Here is a 20,002-nt window from a genome sequence, read left to right as displayed (position 1 = left end):
AGCGAGCGAATATGACTCGACGGCTTCCTCAGAGCCCGTCCGCCGGATGGCCTGAAGTGATGCGGCAAGGCCTGTTCTGGGTTTGATCCCGAGTGGTAGAAATTGAGCTTCAACAGGGGTTTATGACACGTAAAAGCGCTGTATTCTTGCGCAATTTCGGAACTTTCGAGCCTCAGCAGTTTGGGCTTTGTGCATTGGAATCAACTTCCCCAAAAGATGCCATAGATGTCCCACTGTCTTGGCTCTCTTAGTGGGATGGTGAGATTGAACACCCGCAGTGGATAAGCCTGTGGATAACTATGTGCATAAGAAGTGGGCTCCCCTGCGGATAACTTGGGGATGACGGCTAGGATCAATCCTGATCCATCCGAGAGCACGACAGAGTTGAGGCCTTCGCCTAGGCCGGCGATTGGCGCGGACGGTAGGGTGATCCCCTCCCGCTCTCAGCCTGGGATGACAGAACGGGAATGAAGGCCGACACCTGTGGCTGCTGACGGAGCATTGCGCCGAACGTGCCTAAGATGCCGAGCACCTAGGTGCGTGAATCATCGGATGTTCTGTCACGAATGGCCATAGCGACTGAGATACGAGCTGCCTCATGTTGACGTCCATGCATTCCTCTGGCTCCGCATAAACAGTGCGCCACCTGGAGGCACTGAACGGTGGCCGCAGTTGGCCTGGCGTGGGGACCGAGTAGCTGTCAGAGTTCCCCTGCCTCAGCAATCAGAACCCGGGATCAGCATGGCAAGTATCTCGTGATCCTATTCGGCCGTCGTAGTAGGCATCGTCGCAGTCCGCCCCACACACAAGGGTTCAGCGAGGAGACGCGCTGAGTCTACTGAGAGAATAGGTGCCCTCCGTAGCCGCTGGCTAGAGAGTGTTCTGTGGTTCGGTTTCACGTGAAACGACCCATAGCCAGGCATGCCGTTGGTGTTCCGTCGCGAAGAGTTGTCGCCATTAGCCCACAGGGCAATGTGCGGAGTCCTGAGGCGCTGCCGGCGTAGCGGACAATCGACAGCTGAATACCTGAAATCACATGGCGTAATGTGGACGTGCTGCGATCGTCGACATGGGCTTAGGCCGTCAGGCTGAACACTCTTGCGGTCGGGTGACACGATAATCCTCAAGAGAAGAGGCAATCCCGCCCTTGAGCTACTTCTCGGTGGCTTCGATTCAAAAGGCAAAGCAGCAAGCCCCATGGGCGTTCCGGTCACGCGCCATGCTCCTCATGAGATGCTCGCTCCGCAGCAGCAAGCAGCAAGAGTCCTAACGGCGGCAGTCTTTGGCTGTCTTGCTTGTGATCAGATTCGAGTGTGCTTCCCGGGACACTGGTCGTCGTGAAATTACGGATACGTTTCACGTGAAACAGACATTCCGTGTCTCTGTGGGGTTACCGCGGAGAGGTCTCCTCGGAACGAGTCTGCTTGGAGGTGGAACGTTCTGATGCTTTCGTGAATGGGCCTGGTTTAGAGTCTTGAACCTTCAGTTCGCGGAAGTCGTCTAAAGGGCTACTCCGGGTCATACAAGCGCTTCTACACTAGCCTAGAGGCTGTTGGTCGCAACTCTGCCACTTCATGCCACTTCAGGGCCCTGGCAGCCATGGAAGCACGCCTAGAGCGGACAGCATGCCGCTGCTTCGGAATCTGCTTCGGGAAAAGCCGCGATCGCCTTACAGAGCCGGCTGAGCAACCGGAGCGGCCTCCCTGAGGGCATACGTCCCGGTAGGGGCCGATGAAAGAACTTCCGAAGGCCCATAGCACTGAAGGCGCATACGCGTCTGCTGTGCAGCCGCTGGTACGACTCCTCGCCGACCGCAGCGCATACTTCATCGCTGGGTCCTGAGACATCTACTCCGTCGCGTTTCCGGACGAGACGGTGAATGAATCCAATTGTCGGGATCGGATTCATTCACCGTTGGCCTACCCTGTAGTGCTGTCGTAGTGCCATCACCGTGGTGTCGAACGGATCCGATTGGTCTCGTTTCACGTGAAACACCGAGCAGCGGGTGCTGGTCATTTCAGTGCCTGGAGGTCGTTTCACGTGAAACAGGAGGACCCCGTCCTACCGAATTCCGAATAGGGACTTCGATTGCCCTCTTGCCCTGTTAAAAGTGGTAGATGTCATTGTGATGCAGGAAGTGGGCTGATCAACTCGCCATAAAATCTGAACTTGGGCTTTGAAGACCGCGCTCTTGCCGCGAAAGCTCTGATTCTCGACTCCATCAGCGTCGTCTCCGTAATGGTGCGGCGAGGTACACATCCCAAATGGGAACACCGGCCTCTACCAAAGACGAAGCTGTCACTCTTCTTAGCTGAGCCCAGGTGCTGGGTCATCCCATAGCCCTCCCAGGCCGCAACTTGCCCCTCTTCGGCCAGAACGTGAGAATACTTGCGGCCCCTTGATCTATGGAGGAGCCATGACCACACCATTCGGGTTGTCTCAGGACTTAGCTCGCGGTCGAATCGGCATTAACTCTGAGCTTCGCGTGCATCACGTTACGCGCACTGTCGGGCTGCGGGTCTATTCGCGCTAACAGACAGAAGACGTGATGTGGAGGAGGGTCGGGTGGGAAGGTGGCGGGGTGTGGAGGAGGGTCGGGTGGGAAGGTGGCGGGGTGTGGAGGAGGGCCGGATATGAGGGAGGTTTGTGCGATTTGCCCCTACCCCAGGTAGGGAAAGGCGCTAATTCGCCGTCGCATGCAACAGAACGCTTCCAGTCGACGCACTGGCAGGTATGAGACTGGTAGAGGCTGATCTTTACAAACAACAAAAAAACCGGCGGCTCCGCTCCCTTGGGAGCGGAACCGCCGGCTGCAGACTATCCGGTTAAGGCGTAAGCCTTAGGACAGGACGTCCGCGAATTCCTTTTCGAAGAACTGCTTCGGCTTGGCGCCGATCACGGTGCTCTTCACTTCTCCCCCGCTGAACAGGTACACAGCAGGGATGGAGGTGATGCCGTACTCGGCAGCGATTGCCGGGTTGTCATCGACGTTCAGCTTTACGACGTCAACCTTCTCGCTGTACTCAACGGAGATCTCGTCGAGGATGGGACCGAGTTTGCGGCAGGGGCCGCACCACTCTGCCCAGAAGTCCACGATGACCGGCTTTTCGGAAGCCAGGACATCCGTGCTGAAGCTTGCGTCAGTTACGTCTTTTGCGTTGCTCATAACTTTTCCCTTCGTATGGTTGCTTGGATGCAGCTTAGGAGTGCAGGTCTGCGAGGTAGTGTTCGACGTCGAGGGCAGCGACACAACCGGAACCCGAAGCCGTGATGGCCTGGCGGTAAGTCGGATCGATGACGTCGCCCGCAGCAAACACACCCTTGATGTTGGTCCGCGAACTACGACCCTCAACGGCGATGGTTCCCTCGGGAGTCAGTTCGACTTTGCCTTTGACCAGATCCGTACGTGGATCGTTGCCGATAGCCACGAAGACACCCGTGACTGCGAGCTCGGACTCGGTTCCGTCCACCAGGTTCTTCAGCTTCAGGCCAGTGACCTTATCCTCCCCGAGGACGTCTTCAACAGCCGTGTTCCAGACGAACTTGATCTTCTCGTGAGCCTGGGCGCGGTCACCCATGATCTTGGAAGCCTTCAGGGTGTCGCGGCGGTGGACAACGGTGACCGACTTGGCGAACTTGGTGAGGAAGAGTGCTTCTTCCATCGCGGAGTCGCCACCACCGATCACTGCGATGTCCTGATCCTTGAAGAAGAAACCGTCGCAGGTTGCACACCAGCTAACGCCGTGGCCTGAGAGTCGCTTCTCGTTAGGCAGACCGAGTTCGCGGTACGCCGAACCGGTGGACAGGATGATGGCCTTCGCCTGGAAGGTCTCCCCCGTGCCGATGGTGACGGTCTTGATGTCGCCGTCGAGATCCAGCTCGGTGACGTCCTCGAACTGAATTTCAGTGCCGAATCGGGCAGCCTGCTTCTCGAAGTTCTCCATAAGGTCCGGGCCCATGATGCCATCAGGGAATCCCGGGTAGTTCTCAACGTCCGTGGTGTTCATCAGTTCGCCACCGGCAGTGACGGAACCGGCAATGAGCAGAGGCTTCATGTTGGCACGGGCGGTGTAAACAGCGGCTGTGTAGCCGGCGGGGCCTGAACCTACGATGATGACGTCACGCACCTGCGATGCGCTGTTTTCTGCAATGCTCACGTGGCGTGAACCTCTTCCTTAGTCGATGCTGCGGCTTTCGGGGCAGCCACCTGACTCAACCCCTTATGTGTTCCAAATATTCCGTTGGAGTTGGGGACCCTAAAAGCCACCAACATTCAGGGTACCGTCTGGACACCTGCCTTATCGAAGCGGTGACGCTGGCACAGACAGCAGTAAGGGCCGCCCCGACGAATCGAAACGGCCCCTCTGGTAACTCCCGGGATGTGACTACTGAACGGAAACTTCAGCGAGCCGGAGCCCGAAGTTGTACTGCGTCTTGGGTGCGGCCAGCTTGGGCAGCGCCTTGATGACAACAATGACGTATTGGGCCTTTGTGGGGCTTGCCAGCGGAATGGTCAGTTCCGGGGAGGTGAAGCTGTTGGTGCCTACGAGCTTGGCGCCATCCATGGCCGGCCGATCGTTGGTGAACACGCTGATGTTTCCACCGGAACCGCCCAGCTGGTTGAGGACCACGGACTTGATATCCGCCGGTTCCTTCAGCTTGATCATGAGCGGCACCTCTTCTGACAGGCCGCCCCAGTTGGCCGAGGCAAACTCCATGTCAGACCAGTAGCTGGCTGCGTTGCCATCGAAAGCCTTGCCGAGGTCCTTATCGAACGTCGCTGCGAACGGGAAGTTGCCGAGGCGGGTGATCTCCTCGATAGCCGGCGGAGCCGCAGGCGGAGCTGTCTCCGTGGGCGGGGGCTCCTCGCTGGTGGACTCCGAGGGCTGCGGCGTGGAGCTGCTCTGCGTGGCAGCAGGCTGGCCGCTGGGCAGGAGACTTCCCAAATTGGTGACCGCGAGGACAAGACCCACGATCAAGACGGCGGCAAGGAGGCCGCCCACGAGCCAGCGCAGCGACCGAGGCTCCTTTTCGGGAGCCTCTTCCTCATAAACGTCGTCTTCGTCTGAGTAATCCTCTGTGACAGCCGACGACGCCGGGAAGCTGCTTGCCGCCCGGTCGTAGCCTGATTCGCCGCTTCGGTTGGAAGCCGCGGTGCCCGCAGCAGACGCGCCACCGGCTGCGGCGCCACTCTCCGCGTAGCCGTAGTCTTCCTCTGACCACAGGGACACCTTGGGTTCGCGGGCCTGTTCGCGGCCGGGAGCTGCCTGCGACGAAACAGCCTCCGACGAAACAGCCTGCGTGGGCGTCTCAGCGGCCGGACCGGGTGTGGCAGCTGCCGACGAGCCGGCGGCAGCACCGGCGTCGTTGTTGTTCTTTGAACCGGCGTTCTTCTTCAGCGCGGAAGCGGCGGCAACACCTGCTGCACCGGCCCCGGCGGCGGCAGCTGCGAGCTTGCCCGCGATGCCGCTCTTGGCGGACGACGGATTGGACGCCGGCATGGGCGGCACGTGGGGTGCGCTGCGTGCGGGTGCGGCAGGCTCAGGTTCATCATCCGACTCGGGGGTGATGGCATAGCCGTTTTCGTCGTACTGGATGTACTCGGCCTCGTGCTCGTCGTCCTCGTAAAGGCCGTCGTAGGTTTCCGGCTCATAGGTGCGCGCCTGGCCGAAGATCTCACTGCCCAGAGTCTCTGTGAAGAACGGTTCGATGTAGGGCGGGTTGGTAGCCACCACCAGGTCCAACAGATCAGGTGCGGTGCTGTGGTTGGTGATCAGGTAGGTGGTGTTTTCGCTGATGCCGAGGTCCAGGATCTGGACGTGCCCGGGGCGCTCCCCTGTGGCCACTTCGCGGGCGCTCTGGGCAACCTGTTCGGCGTTTCCGGGACCGGCAACAAGGATGCTCACGGGACGGTTGAGGACCTGGTCCACGCCGTCGAGCACCTGATCTTGGTCATGCGAGGTCAACACATTGGCCGTGACCTTGTAGCGGCCGCCAAGTACTGATCCGACGTCGATCGGGTGGGACACGTGTTCCTCCTAGGCTGTCCGGGAGCTGCGGGTCCTGCATACGGCCGGCCCGGCTAGCCGGTTCCACCGCTTTTGCAACTACCTATATTCGTTTCTAGCCTAGCGGATTCAGTGCCGCCGCCCATGTTGGCGGCACCGGCTCACTTCCTGCGGTTTCGCGGAACAGGGAAGTACGGATTGCGTCCGGCCTCGCCTTGGTACGTCCGGCGGCCCGGAAGCGGTACCGATGGGCGGAACTTGCCGCCCTGCGCTGTGCTCGGTTCGTCTTCCTCCGGAAGATACACCTTGGGTGCATCCGGCTGGTCCGGTGCGGGTTCGGGGGCGCGCTGGGGAGCCACTGCGGGTCCGGCGCGGAAGGACGCGGCGTCGAACTCGCCGGAGATACGCGGGATCAAGCCGGTATCGTCCGAGACCGTGGCGCGCGCCGCCGTCGTGGGTTCTGCGGGGGCGCCAGCAGGCGCGGGCGTGCCGCGGCCCAAGCGGCTCATCAGCGGACGCAGGAGGTCACGAAGTTCGGTGACGTGGAAAACGCGAAGCAGGACAAGGTAGGCCAGCAGCATGACGGGTCCGACGACGGCCACCGTCACCAAGGCGGCCGGGCGGCTGCTCCACGCGAAACCGTCAGAACGGTAACTGCCAAGCAGCCACAGTGCGAGGGCGCCGGCCAGGGCGGAGCCCAGCCCCGCGTAGCCCATGCGGATGTATGAATTGGCGATCCGGGGACCGTCCAGGTGCCCCAGCAGGCGGCGCAGGAACACCACGCTGATCACGACGGACAGGATGTTGCCCAGCATGTACAGGATGGCGATCGCGTAGATGATCTGGCCGACGGGGAGGAACTGGATGAAGAAGGCGCCCACAACGTAGATGACGGCCAGCCACAACTGGACATACAGGGGCGTACGGGCGTCCTCGTTGGCGTAGAACACGCGGGACATCATGAAGTTTGCGCTCAGGAACGGGGTGCTCAGGGCAAGGATGGTGAGTGTCTGCGCCAGCATCACGCCGTCTTGCCTTTCACCACCGGAGAAGAACATGCCCAGCGGCCCCGCCAATGCGAACAGCGCCAGGGCGCCGAAGACCGTGGCAACAGCCATGGTGCGGAGGCCATGCGAGAGGGCGTCGCGAAGCTCGGCTTTGTTGCCGTCCTGCGAAGCGCGTGTCATGCGGTTGAAGAGGACCGTGGCCAGGGACAAAGCGATGATCGAGTGCGGCAGCAGGTACAGCTGGCTGGCCACCTCCAGGACGGCGTTGCCTGGCAGGACAGCGGCAGCCGCCCGGTCTCCGGCGTTGTCCAGGCGGAGGCGCTCGGCGCCGGGGATCGTGGCGATCCTCATGACGTACAGGAACGCCAGCTGCCCGACGGCGGCAGTCGCCAGTGTCCAAACGCTCAGCTTGGCTGCCTGGCCGAGTCCAACGCCGCGCCAACCAAAGCGGGGACGCAGGCCAAGGCGCAGCTTGAAGACCGGGATCAGCAGGATGGCGGTTTGGGCCACCACGCCGAAGGTGGAGAAGCCGGCGAGGAGGAACGTTTGGGTTGGCCCCCAGTTGTCCAGAGTGTGGGGGTTTACGATGTTGGCGCCGAGGATCCAAATGAACAGTCCCAGGCCGGCAATGGCCACGAGGTTGTTGAGGATGGGGGCCCACATGGCGGGCCCAAAAGCCCCGTGGGCGTTGAGGACCTGCGTGAGCAGGGCATACAGCCCGTAGAAGAAGATCTGGGGCAGGCACCAGAGGGCGAAGGTGACCGCCAGGGCCTTCTGCTGCTCGGAGTATCCCTGGGTGGTGAGGTCGATGACGAGCGGCGCCGCGAGGGTCACCAGGGCCGTGAGTGCCAGTAGCACCAGCACAGCCAGCGTCAGGAGCCTGCTGATGTAATCCGCGCCCCTGTCCGGAGCCTTGCTGGCCTTGATGATCTGCGGAACCAGGACGGCGTTGAACACGCCGCCTGCCACCAGCAGGAAGATCAGGTTTGGCAGGTTGTTCGCGTTAATGAACGTGTCATTGACCGTGGAACCCAGGCCGAGGGCGGCACCGAGCATCCAGGTTTTGGCGAAACCAAGGAACCGGGAAACGAGCGTCCCTGCGGCCATGATGGCGCTGGAACGTGCTTCTCCGGATTGAACGGACTGGGTTGTTTTGGCTTCAGACATCGCCTTTATCGTCCCATGTACCCGGGTCAGAGGTGTTCGGGCAGCACTTCCCGTGCCAGGTCGGCGATGCGGCGTTCGTTCGGGAAGGACAACTTTCGGGCCAATTCCTGGATGGGAACCCACGCAGCATCCACGGCTTCCTGGTCCGGATCATTCTCGATGGTCAGCTCGCCACCGGTTGCCCTGAGCAGGAAGTGGTGCACCGTTTTGTGGACGCGGTGGCCGCTCACAGTGAACCAGTAGTCGATGCTGCCAAGCGGTGCCAGGATGCTGCCTTCGATCCCGGTTTCCTCGGCGATCTCGCGTACAGCAGCTTCCTCGTTGTTCTCCCGGCCTTCCGGATGGCCCTTCGGCAGGCACCACTCGAGACGGCCACCCCTGTTAAGGCGGGCGATGATCGCAACCCGGAGTTCGCCGTCGGACGTGTCAACTACGACACCACCGGCGGACACTTCCTCAACCGTCGGAAGCGAGGCCTGCACCGGGTGCTGCGGGGCAGGCGCGACGTGGGCACCGATTGCCGACGGCAACGGTGCGTTTGTCCTCCTGCCAGGAGCGCTCGGAATCGGGTTGGCCATGTGGTCCACTCTAACGACTCTTGCCCCGGAGTGATGACCGGGACATGGCCACAAGATGGACTGCAGGAGATGCCCGGCGGACGCATGCCTGATTTCGCATGGAACAGTGGCCCAATGCAGCGCAAAAATCTGCCAAGCTTAAGGAACTATGGCGCACGTATTGGACAGCTCTTCTGTTAACTTCACCATCGATCCGGTGGTGCTCGACCTCGGGCAGCGCTTTGTCGATGCCGGATTCGAGCTGTCCTTGGTGGGTGGCCCCGTGCGTGACCTCTTTCTGGGCCGGACCTCTCCGGACCTCGATTTCACCACCGACGCCACGCCGGACCAGACCATCACCGTCATCAAGAAGTGGGCGGACAACTTCTGGGAAATCGGGCGCGCCTTCGGCACCATCGGGATGCGGAAGAGCGGCTTCCAGATTGAAATCACCACCTACCGGGCCGAGGCGTACGACCCCGATTCCCGCAAGCCGGTGGTCGCGTTCGGCAACTCCCTGACCGACGACCTGCTGCGCCGGGACTTCACCATCAACGCCATGGCACTGCGCCTGCCGAGCCTGGAGCTGGTAGACCCCTTCGGCGGCGTCCGCGATCTGCACGCTTCCGAGCTCGCCACACCCGGCGCACCTGAGTCGTCCTTCTCGGACGACCCCCTGCGCATGATGCGCGCTGCCCGTTTCGCATCCCAGCTGGGCGTGTCGGTCCATGACGACGTGCGCCTGGCCATGTCCAACATGGCCGATCGCATCAAGATCATCTCGGCAGAGCGCGTCCGCGAAGAGCTGGTCAAGCTGATTAACGGTGCGCACCCGCGCGTAGGCATCGACCTGCTGGTGGACACTGGGCTCGCCGAATTCGTACTGCCCGAGGTCTCCGCCTTGCGCCTGGAATCCGACGAGCACCACCGGCACAAGGATGTGTACCAGCACTCGCTGCAGGTCCTGGAACAGGCTGCTGCGCTGGAAACCGGTCCTGACGGTCCGGTTCCCGGCCCCGACTTCGTGTTGAGGTTCGCTGCGTTGATGCACGACGTCGGCAAGCCGGCGACGCGCCGATTCGAACCGGGCGGTGCGGTGAGCTTCCGCCACCACGACGTCGTGGGCGCCAAACTGACGGCCAAGCGGATGAAGGCACTGCGGTTCGACAACGAGTCCATCAAAGCTGTTTCCCGCCTGGTTGAACTGCACATGCGGTTCTACGGCTACGGTGACGCCGGCTGGAGCGACTCCGCGGTCCGCCGTTACGTGACCGACGCCGGCCCCCTGCTGGAACGCCTGCACCGGCTCACCCGTTCAGATGTCACCACGCGTAACCAGCGCAAGGCCGACCGTTTGTCCTTCGCTTACGATGACCTTGAGCACCGCATCACGGCGCTCTTGGAGCAGGAGTCGCTGGCAGCTGTCCGGCCCGACCTGGACGGAGCGCAGATCATGGCACTGCTGGGACTGAAGCCCGGACCCGTGGTGGGACGCGCCTACAAGTTCCTCCTCGAAGAGCGGATGGAACACGGGCCGCTCTCACCGGAGGAAGCTGAGCAGAAGCTCCTGGCATGGTGGGAAGAACAACCCGAGTCCGCCGCCGTCGTCGAGCCTTCGACCGAAACTGAGGAGCCCTCATGAACGCTGTGACTTCCCCGCGTCCGCAACTTTGGATCCTTCGCCACGGTGAAACGGAGTGGTCCAAGAGCGGTCAATACACGGGACTGACGGATCTCCCCCTCACTGTCGAGGGCGAGCAGCAGGCCGTGGAGGCGCGGAAGGTGCTGGAAGGCATCGACTTCGACCTCGTCCTGACCTCGCCGCTGCGACGCGCCCGGAGGACAGCGGAACTCGCCGGCTATCCGGACGCCGTCCACGAGCCACTCGCCGTGGAATGGAACTACGGCGACTACGAGGGCATCAGCTCCGATCTCATCCGCAAGGACAACCCGGAGTACCTCATCTGGACCGACGGAGTGCCCAACGGAGAGACGCTGGATGAAGTAGCTGCCCGGGCCGACAAGATCATTGGGCGTGTCCTGGAATCGGGCATGGACAATGTCCTGGTTGTGGCACACGGACATTTCTCCCGGATCCTCACAGCGCGTTGGCTCGAAATGAACGCCCGCGAAGGCCGGCACTTCATTCTCGGAACCGCGAAAGTGTGCACGCTTGGTTGGGATAAGCGGACGCCCGCAATTGTCCGCTGGGGCCTCTAAACCATAAAATTTGAAAACTTTTGGCAAATTAGCCAATTGTGCTGGTCAAACTCCGTGTTCATGGGGTAGCTTATATCTTGTTCCCAGAGCGACCCGCCGGGAACCAGGCGCGCATTCACCGGTTAGTCAGCCGGGACAATGCCACAGCAGGCTGTTACGGCCAGAAAAGGAGGTTGGGAAAAATGATTACTTTGACTAGCGGACGGAAGTTGACCGTCACTGCTACCCCGGCCTCTGCTGATGACGCGCGCCGTTTTTGCTCTCTGACCCACTCCTGATTCACCGGACCGGCCTGACGCCGGCGGTGTTCATGGCCACCACTCTCCGTGGTTGGCGTTCTGAGTAGTCAGTTGTAGGCGCGGACCCACGCAGCATGCCGCGGGTGCGCAGTTTCCCCAAAGTTCGGAACCAGCTTCTTGTTGGGTCGACTGCAGGAAGCACGCGCTTTTATGCACGACGATTCGGGTTCTCCTGATTCGGTCCGCAAAATCCCCTTATTGGCTTCGGCTATTTATGTCCTTTTGGCTGTTATTTCCTTCGAAATAAATAGCTCTAATTGTTGTGCCTAAATGCCGGGTAGTTCTTTGTGAAAGGAGGTGAACCATGCAAAAACGCCCCGAAGAGATGCGTTTCTACAAGAGCAGCGATGCTCCCAAGGACCGCACACTGTTCAACGGCCAGCTGCTCGACCAGCGCCGTGAAGACGTTTTCGTTGTCCTGCACCAGATGGGACTCATCCGTTGATTCCCCTGAGCCGGCCACGAAGGAGTTCAGATGCCGGATATCCATGCTGAACCTCAAGGAGCCCACGCGGCTACGCGTGGGCTCCCCCCTTTTAACTGGGTCTGGTCCGGCTTAACTGGGTCGGGTTAGGCCATGACTGTAAGCTCGATTCATGCAGGAGACGAAGCCGCACCGGCAACGAAAACGTGCCCGCTTTGTTGTTCCCAGCCGCAGTGACTCCCTGCTTCGAAACTTCACGGAGCTGGTGGGCGGTCCATTGGGCAAACGCTCGTCTCCCGGAGAGGTTTCAGCGCGCCCGTTCACTGTTGAACGGGTACTCATCGTCCTCACTGTGATCGCGGCTCTTTTGGCCGTGCTCGCAAAGGACTACTGCCGGGTCAATGGCTGGGAAACGCCCGGCCAGTTCTACGCCACCTGCTACTCGGACTTCCCCGAGCTCTTCAAAAACCGCGGCCTGGGCGATGGCGTTTTTCCTTTCTTCACCCAGGGCAGCCTGTTTGAGTACCCGGTGCTTATGGGGATCATTGCCGGGGTCACCGCGCTCATGGTTCCCGGTCAGGGGGTGGGAAGCGAGCGGATCCTGGGGTATTTCGACGTCAATGCGACGCTGATTGTGGCGGTCTGGATGGTCACAGTCATCCTCACTGCCCGGATCAACAAGCGTCGCCCGTGGGATGCCGCCATGGTAGCCGTTGCACCCGGGATCATTCTTGCCGGCTTTATCAACTGGGACATGTGGGCCGTAGGTTTGCTGGCCTTGGGCATGTACTTCTTCGCCCGGGACAAGTTGATCCTTGCCGGCGTGTTCATAGGCCTTGGCACAGCCACCAAGCTCTATCCATTGTTGATCCTCGGTGCCGTTCTGGTCCTTTCCCTGCGCAGTGGAAAGTTCCGGGCCTTCTTCGTCACTGCCGGAGCCGCCTTGGCGTCCTGGCTCGCTGTGAACCTGCCCCTCGCGGCACTGAACCCAGCCGGATGGCGCTACTTCTTCGAGTTCACGCAATCCCGGCCTGCCGGCTACAGCTCGCCCTGGTTCGCTTACAACCTGGTGGCGGACCGCCTGCAATGGATGCAGATGAACGCTGCAACCATCAACACGCTGGCCCTCTACCTGTTTATTGCGGCGTGTGCCCTGATTGGAATCCTGGCTTTGTGCGCGCCACAGCGTCCGCGCATCGCCCAGCTGGCCTTCCTGATCGTGGCCGCCTTCATCCTCACCAACAAGGTCTACTCCCCGCAATTCGTCATCTGGCTTATCCCCCTGCTGGCCCTGGCACGGCCGCGTTGGCGCGACTTCCTCATCTGGCAGGCAGCAGAGGGGCTCCACTGGGCGGCGATCTGGATGTACCTTGGACAGGCCACCAGCGGAGGGTCCGTCCAGCACAACCTGGACATGTCCTACTACGTCCTGGCGGTGGGCCTGCACATGGTGGTCACCGCATACCTGATGGCACGGATCATCATGGACATCTGGGATCCTGCCCAGGATCCCCTGCGGATCGACGGCGAAGACGATCCCCATGGCGGGCCCTTCGACGGAGCCCGGGATTGGTTGCGCGTCGACCTCTTGCGGCCGTCGCGATCTGTGTTCCCGTGGAGCCCCCGGCGCGACAGCAGTTCCACAGCAGCCCAGCAATCGGAGGTAAGCAGCGATGGTTGATGTCGCCGTCGTCGGGGCCGGTCCGAATGGTCTGGCCGCTGCCGTGGTCATGGCCCGCGCGGGACTGGACGTGACGTTGTACGAGGCCGCCGATGACATTGGAGGTGGCTCGCGCACCACCGAACTGATCGAACCCGGCTTCCTGCATGACGTCTGTTCGGCGGTGCATCCGATGGCCCTGGCCTCGCCGTTCTTCCGGGAGTTCGAATTATCCCGTCGCGTGGATCTGCGCATTCCCGAGGTCCAGCACGGTACACCGCTGGACACAGGCGGTGCGGCGGTGGCGTACCAGTCCCTGGAACGGACCGTCGCAGAGTTGGGCGTTGATGGTCCGGCCTACGGGCGGCTTCTCGGTCCCCTGCTGGCGCGGGTTGATGGCGTCGTGGAATTCACGTCGAACCAGTTGCTCCGCCTGCCGAAAGACCCCCTTGCGGCGCTGCTGTTCGGACTGGCCACCCTCGACCAAGGCACCCCGCTGTGGGGCCGGCGTTTCCGGGAGGAAGCGGCTCCGGCGCTCCTGACGGGGGTCATGTCGCATGCCCTCGGATCCCAGCCGGCACTCAGTTCCACAGGCGCTGGTTTGTTGCTAAGTGTCCTGGCCCATGCCGGCGGCTGGGCGGTGCCGGTTGGTGGTTCCATGTCCATCGCCAGGGCCATGGCAGATGACCTGACCTCCCATGGCGGAACCATCCGCGTGGGTGAGCGCGTGGATTCCCTGGACCAAGTGCGGCCCGCGAAGGCCATCCTGCTGGACGTTGCGCCACCGACGCTGGCGCGCTTGGGTGGATCTGAAGTGCCCGACCGCTACCGACGCGCCCTGGAAGCATTCCGCTTTGGGAATGCTGCCTGCAAGGTGGACTTCATCCTTTCGGGTCCCGTTCCTTGGCGCTCTCCGGAATTGGCCAAGGCCGGAACAGTCCATGTGGGCGGTTCGCGGCGGGCCATGGCCGAATCCGAAAACCTCGTGGACATGGGCAAACACCCCGCTGAGCCCTATGTGCTGGTCTCCCAACCGTCACTGGTGGATGCTTCGCGTGCCCCTGAAGGGCGTCAGATTCTGTGGACTTACTGCCATGTCCCCAAGAACTCCACGGTGGACATGGCAGAAGCCGTTATCGCCCGCATAGAGCGGTACGCGCCCGGGTTCCGTGACGTGGTGGTGGCATCGAAAACCACGACGGCGGCGGAACTGTCCGCGTACAACGAGAACTATGTGGGTGGGGACTTCAGCGCAGGAATGTTGGACTTGCGTGGCCTGGTGCAGAGGCCCGTGGTCTCTCCTGTGCCCTGGAGAACCCCCATATCCGGTGTGTACCTGTGTTCGTCCTCCACGCCTCCCGGCCCCGGAGTCACAGGTATGCCCGGGTACCACGCCGCGAAACATGCCCTCAAGGACATATTCAATGCACGGGTACCCGGGCTGGGCCTGGGGCTCTAGGCGGGTTAGTTGGCGGCCGTGAAACGGGCGCGGCGGTGTGCCGGGCTTTCGATCTCGTCCAGCATGGCCACGGCGTAGTCCTGGGTGGAGATGGTGTTGCCGGCCGGGGAGTCCTTGGCCACGGTGTATTCGCCCGTACGCTCGCCCGGCTGGATAACCGGTGCCGGTGCCAGAACGGTCCAGTCGAGGGATTCAGGGGACTGCTTCACGGCCTCAAGGGCCTTGGCTGCGGTGGTGGCTTCAGCCTTGTAGGCTTCCGGGAAATCCGGGGAGTCGAGGAGGCGGACGCCATCGACTTCCAGGGTGCCGGCGCCGCCCACGATCATCAAACGGGTGCCTTCGGCATTGCTGTAAGCAGTAGCCATGGCGTCCAACCATTCTGCATGGTCGCCGCCGGTGCGGCTGGGACCCGTCGCCAGCACAACGACGTCGTGGTCCTTCGCGATGGACGCGAACGTCTGGCCGTCGGCCTGGTCCGCGGCCCGGGCGGAAGCGCCGGGAACCTCTGAGCCCTTGCGGGAGATAGCGGTGACCTCGTGGCCACGGGTGATGGATTCGTTGACGATCTGGCTGCCGACCATGCCCGTTGCGCCGTAGACTGCGATTTTCATAGCTCTCCTTGAGGTTGGTATCCTTGCAATAAGACAAAGGTATCTATTGGATACCGATAGCTTCAAAGGAACTCAGTTACCTCATGGATACTAAAGACCTCCCGGCGAACATCCTGGATCCCAATTGCCCGTCGCGCGTGATCTTTCAGCGCATCGGAGACAAATGGGCCTCGCTGGTGATCCAGGTGCTCGGCGACGGTCCCGTGCGTTTCTCGGAACTGCGCAAGATGGTGAATGTGGTGACGCCCAAGGTACTGACCCAAACGCTCCGTGCTTTAGAGCGGGATGGCCTCATTACCAGGACGGTCTACGCTCAGGTGCCGCCGCGCGTGGACTACCAGCTCACGCCCATGGGTGAGTCCCTCCTGCAGCCGTTGTCGCTCCTGCGTGAGTGGGCCGAGAGCCATGTCCCCACCATCATGGAAGCCCGGGAGGCATACGACGACGCACAGGACCAGGCCCTCCTCGGCTCCCCTAACTAGGGGACGCCACTTGATCCAATGAGGCCCTGTTGGGACGTTTGTTGTCCCTAGTTGGGTTGGGTCGACGGAACCGATGCGCGGCTGATCCGGCCGTCCCGCATGGTGGCAACTGCGTCGGTCAGGGGCAGGAACTCGGTGTCGTGAGTGACCATGACCGTCGCGGTCCGGAAATCGTCGGTGACACGGCGCAGGAGCCGGACGATTGACTCGCTCCGTTCGTGGTCAAGCGCAGCCGTGGGCTCATCTACCAGCAGCACCGTGGGACTTCCCATCAGCGCCCGCGCGATATTCACCCGTTGACGCTGCCCGCCGGACAACTGATGCGGCCTCTTATGCATCGCTGCAGACAGGCCCACCACATCCAGCAGTTCCTCCGCCGCGCGGCGGGCCTCCTTCACGGCGTTGCCGCGCAGATGCTCGCGGATGAGCAACTGCTCGACGGCGGTCAGCGCCGGCAGCAGGTTGGGTTGCTGGAAGATGATGCCCACTTTGTCCCGGCGGAGTTCTGTGCGCTCCGAATCCTTCAAGCCGGAGACATCCTGACCGTCGATGACCACCAGGCCGGCGGTGGGCTTGACCAATGTTGCGGCAACAGCCAGGAGTGAGGACTTGCCCGAGCCTGACGGCCCCACGAGGGACAGGAATTCACCCCTGCCGACGCCCAAATCCACGCTATCCAGCGCTTTGAGGGTGGAGCCGCCGTCCGGGTATTCGAGCGAAACGTTCACGAGGGTCAGTGCGGAATTCATGATGTATGCCTTTCGAAGAATGTGTTAGTTGCCGCCGAGGGCCAGCAAAGGATCAACGGTGGTGACCTTGCGGACAGCCAGGACGGCACCGGCGAGCCCGAGGACGACGATCCCTGCCACCGGCAGCAACGTGGTGAGCGGGGTGACAAGGAACGGTGCTGCCTGGGCGGCCAGGATTCCACCGGCCAGGCCAACTGAGCCTCCGACAGCTGCCCCTGCCAGCAACACGAGCGCTGCCTGCGCCAGGGCATCCCGCAGGACGTAGCCGGAGGATGCACCCAAGGCCTTGAGCACGGCAATGTCCCTGGTGCGCTGCACTGTCCACACCGTCAGAAAGGCCACGATCACGAGGGCTGAGATGCCGTAGAGGAACGCCTGCATGAGGAGCAGCGAGCCGTTTTCGCTCTTGTACGAGGCCAAGGCCTGGAAGGAAGCGGTGGGGTCGGCGCTGACCGTACCGGCGGCCGCATTGGCGGCATCGACGCTGACGGAAGCGTCGTCGTCGTACGTCACGGTGAGGACAGTTGCCGTCCCAGGTGCGGCGTGGGCGACAGCGCGCCAGGTATCGAGCGTGGTCCAGACGACGCCGGTGTGCGAGTACCACTGGTCCTCCACAATGTCGGAGACCGTCAGGTCGGTGCCGCCCACACGGAGCCGGCTGCCCTTCGTCAGGTTGAGCTCCTTCGCCAAGGTCTTGCCCACGACTACGGTCCCGTCCTCCACAGTGGATGGAGCTTCCGAACCACCGAAGACGGCCACGTTCGCGGTGCCACTGGGGCTGCCGTCGTTGGCCAGGGATTGGACCCTCGACTGGCTGATGCCCAGCGCCTGTGCGGATTTCACGCCCTGCTGGTCACGCCAGGTCTGAAGCTGGGCGGTGGAAACTTCCGATTCCGTGTAAGACGCTTTCGGTTCGCCGCCTGCCGGTGCGCCGAAAACGATCTGCTGCGCGGGCAAGGCCGCTATGGCTGACGTGGACTGGTTGCCCAATCCCGCGGTCAGGCCGGACAGCATGACGAGCAGCAGCGTGATGAGCGCAACCACGCTGCCCATGAGGGCGAACCGGCCTTTGGCGAAACGAATGTCGCGGATGGCGAGAAACATCGGATTCCTTCTGTTGTTGCGGGCTTGTTCCGTTGCCTTCAACTCTTCCGGCGATGGGCCCCGCGGACATCGTGAGCCGGATGGATTGGCTGGCGCCGGGAGGTTGAAACGGGAGTCAACCGAAAGGTTGATTTGTATGTCCTGGACGGAATATCGGGCTGGCCGGGCGAGGGGCGGGGATACGCTGGAAGGCATGCAGTCCCCCACCGGCGCCACCACGATCCTCCGGGTCCTGCGCGTGTGCCTTCACGTTGGTTTCGCCGTGCTCTTGCTCGTGGCAATCGTCCGGCTGCTGGGCGGCCTGGGCTCTGCCGGTGCGCCATCACCCCTCGCAGTGACCGCCGGTTTGGGGCTCTCGGCTTTGCTGGCCTTGGTGTACCTCGCGGGGACAGTGCTGGAGAAACGGCACGCCAGTGACCCCTCCAGGTTCAACCCAACGCCCTACGCTCTCTGGTGGCTGGCCGCCGTCATGATGCTGTGGCTGCTCTTGCTGCTGGTCAGTGCGGACTTCGCCTGGGTGGCCTTCCCGCTGTTCTTCCTGCAGCTCCACCTGCTTCCGCGGCGCCTGGCACTGCCCGCGATCGGGCTGAGCACCGCGCTGTTGGTGGGTGCTTTGTGGTTCCACGGCAGGGGCTCTGCGGACGGCGGCCTGCAGCTGGCCATGGTGCTGGGTCCCGTGTTCGGTGCGGCTTTTGCCGTCGTGACCGGCCTGGCGTACCGGGCATTGTTCCTGGAGGCGGAAAACCAGCGTCTAGTCGCCGAGGAACTGCGCCGGACCCGCGACGCACTGGCACAAACACAGCACGACGCCGGCATGCTGGCCGAGCGCGAACGACTGGCCCGCGAAATCCACGACACCCTGGCGCAGGGCTTCTCCAGCATCGTCCTCATGGGGCGGTCCGCCGAGAAGGCCCTGGACGGCGGAAATACCGAGACGGCGAAGGAACAGTTGAGGATTGTCCAGGAGACAGCTTCGGCCAACCTGGCGGAGGCGCGCAGTTTCGTGCGGGGGCTGCGGTCGCCGGACCTGGAGCACTCGGGCTTGGTGGACACCCTGCGCCGCCTCTGCGAAAAGACCGAAACCGAGGCGGCGGCAAGGGGAACAGCCTTGCGCTGCCGCTTCGAACTGGTGGGCACGCCCGTCGAGCTTCCCAACACCTACCAGACCACCCTGCTTCGGGCCGCCCAGGCCTCCCTCGCGAACGTCTGGGCTCATGCGAAGGCGCGTGCCGCCGTCGTCACTCTCTCCTTCCCGGGTTCCGAAGTGACGCTGGACATCTTCGACGACGGCGTCGGTTTCGAACCCACGACGGCGACCGGCACCGCGCGCGGCGACGGTACCGGCGTCGGGCTTCTGAGCCTGCGCGAACGGCTGGCGGCGCTCGATGGCAGGCTGGACCTGGAGTCGGCCCCGGGTGAAGGCACGGTGGTGGCCATCCGCGTACCTTTGCCAACCGGGGAGGGGGCGGCGTGACCGGAATCCGGGTGTTGTTGGTAGATGACCACCCAGTGGTCAGGGCCGGGCTTCGGGCCATGCTGAGCGACTTTCCAGGGGTGAGCGTGGTGGCGGAGGCCGCTGACGGTGACGCCGCACTGGCGGAGTTGAGCAAGCTCCACACCCTCGGCGAGCCGGTGGACCTGGTGCTCATGGACCTGCAAATGGGCAGTGGCATGGACGGGGTGACGGCCACGGAAAAGATCAAAGCCGGTGAAGCCGGGACTCCCCCGCCACCCGTGCTGATTTTGACCACTTACGACACCGACGCCGACATCCTCGCCGCTGTGGAGGCAGGCGCCAGTGGTTACATGCTGAAGGATGCGCCGCCGGAGCAGATCCGGCAGGCCGTGCTTTCGGCCGCTGCCGGCCAGACCGCACTGGCACCGGAAGTGGCGGCGCGATTGATGGGGCGGATCAGGAATCCCTCACCCGTGCTGAGCGGCAGGGAAGTCCAACTGTTGGAATTGCTCGCCACCGGCATGAGCAACAGGGCCATCGCCAAGCAGCTCTTCATTTCCGAGGCCACTGTGAAGACACACTTGGTCCACATCTATTCCAAGTTGGGTGTGGACAACCGGACGGCAGCCATCGCGACGGCAACGCAGCGCCGGATCATCCGCGGGCACTGACTTCCGGCGCCAGGCACGCGCCCGGCAGTCCCCTGGTGAGGAAAGCAGTTTTGGTGAAACGGTTGACCTTTTGCCTTTCAGCAGTGACGATTAGTGCACGTTTCGCTATGAGTTAGATCACAAACTGT

General features: G+C 62.5%; 16 protein-coding genes. 8 read left to right on the top strand and 8 right to left on the bottom strand.

The window, feature by feature from the left end:
- Positions 1 to 2,839: 2,839 nt before the first annotated feature.
- The 5 genes from trxA to HMI60_RS20150 all read right to left on the bottom strand — a co-directional run bounded on the left by trxA (position 2,840) and on the right by HMI60_RS20150 (position 8,712).
- Complete coding sequence (gene trxA, locus HMI60_RS20170; RefSeq protein ID WP_014923339.1) at positions 2,840 to 3,166, bottom strand: thioredoxin; 327 nt, start codon at positions 3,164 to 3,166, stop codon at positions 2,840 to 2,842.
- 34 nt (positions 3,167 to 3,200) lie between these two features.
- Entirely contained in the window at positions 3,201 to 4,157 is a 957-nt protein-coding gene (gene trxB / locus HMI60_RS20165; RefSeq protein ID WP_018778491.1) for a thioredoxin-disulfide reductase, read from the bottom strand.
- A gap of 228 nt (positions 4,158 to 4,385) precedes the next feature.
- Positions 4,386 to 6,029 carry an ABC transporter substrate-binding protein gene (locus HMI60_RS20160; protein WP_039243547.1) on the bottom strand — a complete coding sequence of 548 codons (1,644 nt, stop codon included), beginning with the start codon at positions 6,027 to 6,029 and terminating at the stop codon, positions 4,386 to 4,388.
- 140 nt (positions 6,030 to 6,169) lie between these two features.
- Positions 6,170 to 8,182: a murein biosynthesis integral membrane protein MurJ gene (gene murJ / locus HMI60_RS20155; protein WP_193590302.1), complete on the bottom strand. Its 2,013-nt coding sequence runs from the start codon at positions 8,180 to 8,182 to the stop codon at positions 6,170 to 6,172.
- 26 nt (positions 8,183 to 8,208) lie between these two features.
- Positions 8,209 to 8,712, bottom strand: coding sequence for an NUDIX hydrolase (locus HMI60_RS20150; protein ID WP_018778494.1), 504 nt, complete (start codon positions 8,710 to 8,712; stop codon positions 8,209 to 8,211).
- Between the two features lie 196 nt (positions 8,713 to 8,908).
- Between HMI60_RS20150 and HMI60_RS20145 the strand changes: the two genes are divergently transcribed.
- From HMI60_RS20145 to HMI60_RS20125, 5 genes are all read left to right on the top strand, one after another.
- On the top strand, positions 8,909 to 10,381 hold the full coding sequence (locus HMI60_RS20145) for a CCA tRNA nucleotidyltransferase (RefSeq protein WP_018778495.1): 1,473 nt from the start codon (positions 8,909 to 8,911) through the stop codon (positions 10,379 to 10,381).
- Positions 10,378 to 10,959, top strand: coding sequence for a histidine phosphatase family protein (locus tag HMI60_RS20140; RefSeq protein ID WP_193590301.1), 582 nt, complete (start codon positions 10,378 to 10,380; stop codon positions 10,957 to 10,959). Before HMI60_RS20145 ends, HMI60_RS20140 begins: the two co-directional genes overlap by 4 nt.
- Before the next feature lie 603 nt (positions 10,960 to 11,562).
- Positions 11,563 to 11,703, top strand: a complete 141-nt coding sequence (locus HMI60_RS20135) for a hypothetical protein (protein WP_018778497.1) — start codon at positions 11,563 to 11,565, stop codon at positions 11,701 to 11,703.
- Between the two features lie 151 nt (positions 11,704 to 11,854).
- On the top strand, positions 11,855 to 13,363 hold the full coding sequence (locus HMI60_RS20130; protein WP_055976730.1) for a glycosyltransferase family 87 protein: 1,509 nt from the start codon (positions 11,855 to 11,857) through the stop codon (positions 13,361 to 13,363).
- Positions 13,356 to 14,801 (top strand): NAD(P)/FAD-dependent oxidoreductase, encoded by a 1,446-nt coding sequence (locus tag HMI60_RS20125; protein WP_193590300.1) that lies wholly within the window; start codon positions 13,356 to 13,358, stop codon positions 14,799 to 14,801. The genes HMI60_RS20130 and HMI60_RS20125 overlap by 8 nt, the downstream gene beginning before the upstream one ends.
- A 5-nt stretch (positions 14,802 to 14,806) precedes the next feature.
- Here the strand turns inward: HMI60_RS20125 and HMI60_RS20120 are convergent, their stop codons facing one another.
- Complete coding sequence (locus HMI60_RS20120) at positions 14,807 to 15,412, bottom strand: NAD(P)-dependent oxidoreductase (protein ID WP_018778500.1); 606 nt, start codon at positions 15,410 to 15,412, stop codon at positions 14,807 to 14,809.
- Positions 15,413 to 15,495: 83 nt separating this feature from the next.
- Between HMI60_RS20120 and HMI60_RS20115 the strand changes: the two genes are divergently transcribed.
- A complete protein-coding gene (locus HMI60_RS20115) occupies positions 15,496 to 15,894 on the top strand; it encodes a helix-turn-helix domain-containing protein (RefSeq protein WP_055976736.1) in 399 nt (132 codons plus the stop codon).
- 47 nt (positions 15,895 to 15,941) lie between these two features.
- Here HMI60_RS20115 and HMI60_RS20110 read toward each other — a convergent pair whose 3' ends face one another.
- The gene (locus HMI60_RS20110; RefSeq protein ID WP_018778502.1) at positions 15,942 to 16,643 is read right to left on the bottom strand and encodes an ABC transporter ATP-binding protein; all 702 of its coding nucleotides are present in this window, start codon (positions 16,641 to 16,643) and stop codon (positions 15,942 to 15,944) included.
- 24 nt (positions 16,644 to 16,667) lie between these two features.
- Positions 16,668 to 17,747 (bottom strand): ABC transporter permease, encoded by a 1,080-nt coding sequence (locus HMI60_RS20105; RefSeq protein ID WP_079582549.1) that lies wholly within the window; start codon positions 17,745 to 17,747, stop codon positions 16,668 to 16,670.
- Between the two features lie 193 nt (positions 17,748 to 17,940).
- On the opposite strand from HMI60_RS20105, the gene HMI60_RS20100 reads away from it, so the two are divergent.
- Both HMI60_RS20100 and HMI60_RS20095 read left to right on the top strand, forming a co-directional pair.
- Positions 17,941 to 19,221 carry a sensor histidine kinase gene (locus HMI60_RS20100; protein ID WP_055976744.1) on the top strand — a complete coding sequence of 427 codons (1,281 nt, stop codon included), beginning with the start codon at positions 17,941 to 17,943 and terminating at the stop codon, positions 19,219 to 19,221.
- A complete protein-coding gene (locus HMI60_RS20095) occupies positions 19,218 to 19,874 on the top strand; it encodes a response regulator transcription factor (RefSeq protein WP_018778505.1) in 657 nt (218 codons plus the stop codon). The genes HMI60_RS20100 and HMI60_RS20095 overlap by 4 nt, the downstream gene beginning before the upstream one ends.
- Positions 19,875 to 20,002: the final 128 nt, after the last annotated feature.

It is taken from the genome of Paenarthrobacter sp. YJN-D, from assembly GCF_015040335.1.
Taxonomy (GTDB): Bacteria; Actinomycetota; Actinomycetes; order Actinomycetales; family Micrococcaceae; genus Arthrobacter; species Arthrobacter nicotinovorans.
This window is presented reverse-complemented; position numbering and strand designations above follow the sequence as displayed.

Coding starts and splice junctions, on each gene's coding strand:
- HMI60_RS20130 (WP_055976730.1), top strand. CDS start 11,855: ATGCAGGAGACGAAGCCGCACCGGCAACGAAAACGTGCCCGCTTTGTT.
- HMI60_RS20145 (WP_018778495.1), top strand. CDS start 8,909: ATGGCGCACGTATTGGACAGCTCTTCTGTTAACTTCACCATCGATCCG.
- murJ (WP_193590302.1), bottom strand. CDS start 8,182: ATGTCTGAAGCCAAAACAACCCAGTCCGTTCAATCCGGAGAAGCACGT.
- HMI60_RS20105 (WP_079582549.1), bottom strand. CDS start 17,747: ATGTTTCTCGCCATCCGCGACATTCGTTTCGCCAAAGGCCGGTTCGCC.
- HMI60_RS20125 (WP_193590300.1), top strand. CDS start 13,356: ATGGTTGATGTCGCCGTCGTCGGGGCCGGTCCGAATGGTCTGGCCGCT.
- HMI60_RS20100 (WP_055976744.1), top strand. CDS start 17,941: ATGCAGTCCCCCACCGGCGCCACCACGATCCTCCGGGTCCTGCGCGTG.
- HMI60_RS20120 (WP_018778500.1), bottom strand. CDS start 15,412: ATGAAAATCGCAGTCTACGGCGCAACGGGCATGGTCGGCAGCCAGATC.
- trxA (WP_014923339.1), bottom strand. CDS start 3,166: ATGAGCAACGCAAAAGACGTAACTGACGCAAGCTTCAGCACGGATGTC.
- HMI60_RS20110 (WP_018778502.1), bottom strand. CDS start 16,643: ATGAATTCCGCACTGACCCTCGTGAACGTTTCGCTCGAATACCCGGAC.
- HMI60_RS20135 (WP_018778497.1), top strand. CDS start 11,563: ATGCAAAAACGCCCCGAAGAGATGCGTTTCTACAAGAGCAGCGATGCT.
- HMI60_RS20140 (WP_193590301.1), top strand. CDS start 10,378: ATGAACGCTGTGACTTCCCCGCGTCCGCAACTTTGGATCCTTCGCCAC.
- HMI60_RS20115 (WP_055976736.1), top strand. CDS start 15,496: ATGGATACTAAAGACCTCCCGGCGAACATCCTGGATCCCAATTGCCCG.